Raw genomic sequence first — 1092 nt, forward strand, 5'->3', positions numbered from 1 at the left:
CGGCGAGAGCGCCAGCGCGACGACGGCCGGCAGCGCCACCGGCGCGAGCCACACCAGCGGCGCCGACGGCGGCACGTACTGCAGCGGCATGATCCCGGCCGCCACCCGCCACAGCACCCGGCCCAGCGCCAGCCCCAGCGGCACCCCCGCGACCAGGCCGATCACCGCCGTCGCCAGGCCCTGGACCACCACGACGCCGCGCGTCTGGCCCGGCGTCATGCCCAGCGCCCGGAGCACCGCCAGGTCACGGGCCCGGCGGCGGACGGCGGTGAACAGGGCGTGGGCCGTCGCGCCCAGCGCCAGCACCGTCAGGAACACCCCGAGCGCGACCGGCAGCACCGCGACGTTGCGGATCTCGGCCCGCTGCGGCGGCACGAACGGCGGGAAGACCAGCAACCGGCCGCCCGACCCCTCGGTGATGCGGGCCGCCACCGCCGAGGGGTCGCGGCCCGGGTCGAGTGCGATCAGGCCGCCGTGTTCCTTGAAGCCGGTGAAGATCGCGTCGTAGGCGGACGGGGTGATCCACGCGCCGGTGTCGTAGCCGGTCGTGGTGCTCTCGACCGCGAAGCCCAAGCCGCTGACGCGCATCTCCCGGGTGCCGGCGTCGCCGGTCAGCGGGATCCGGTCGCCGACCCCCGCGCCCAGTTCGCGGGCGGTGGTCACGGCGAGCACCACGTCGCCGCCGGAGGCGGGCGCGGCCCCCTCGGTCAGCACGAGGGGCACCGGCGCGCCCACCGGGTCGTAGGTGTGGGCGACCACGCTGACCTGGCCCGACCGGCCCGACGCGATCCGCACGTCGAGCACCCCGGCGACCTCCGGCAGCGCCGCGATCGACGCCAGCGCCGGCCGCGACGGCGTGTACTCGCGGCCGTCGAACCCGAACACCACCATCAGGGCGTAGCGCTGGCCGAACCGTTCGGGCCGGGCCGCCGCGTCGGCCACCCCGGCGGCGAAGACGGCCGCCGCCACCACGCCGAGCACCCCGGTGACCGCGCCGAGGAGGGCGACCCCGTTGCCCGGTTCGAGGGCGAACCGCAGGCCCGTCGTCACCGGCACCGGCAGGGCCAGCCGGGCCGGCGCCGACCGCCGGGG

Annotated in this window: 1 protein-coding gene; it reads right to left on the bottom strand. The window is 77.8% G+C overall.

Annotation, left to right across the window (positions count from 1 at the left end; translation table 11 throughout):
* Positions 1-1092 (bottom strand): ABC transporter permease (locus FDA94_RS38885; RefSeq protein ID WP_137252014.1); only part of this gene is annotated, 1092 nt, incomplete at both ends.

Source organism: Herbidospora galbida, from assembly GCF_005233835.1.
Taxonomy (GTDB): domain Bacteria; phylum Actinomycetota; class Actinomycetes; order Streptosporangiales; family Streptosporangiaceae; genus Herbidospora; species Herbidospora galbida.